Annotated in this window: 1 pseudogene; it reads right to left on the bottom strand. The window is 36.8% G+C overall.

Annotated features, from left to right (window positions below):
• A pseudogene (locus JEM49_RS08655) lies at positions 1–239 on the bottom strand (RNA-guided endonuclease InsQ/TnpB family protein); the annotation flags it as partial.

Genomic DNA, 239 nt, shown 5'->3' with positions numbered 1-239 from the left:
TAGCGTTGGCAATAGCGAGGCTATCAATTTCTTTAACGCGTAAAAAGCTATAAGTATCGCGGATATTCTTAGGCTTAGCCAATAATTCATTATTGATGACTACTGTTTCTGCCAGTTGGACTTCATAGCTATTAAGAGCAGAAAAGGCAAAAGATATTGTTTGATATTGTCTAACAGCTAAGTAGTGCTTAGCATGATAATTGCTTCGATTGCGTCCTACATAAGAGTTGTAGACAAAG

This window comes from Lactobacillus sp. A27, from assembly GCF_016742815.1.
Classification (GTDB): domain Bacteria; phylum Bacillota; class Bacilli; order Lactobacillales; family Lactobacillaceae; genus Lactobacillus; species Lactobacillus gallinarum.
This window is presented reverse-complemented; position numbering and strand designations above follow the sequence as displayed.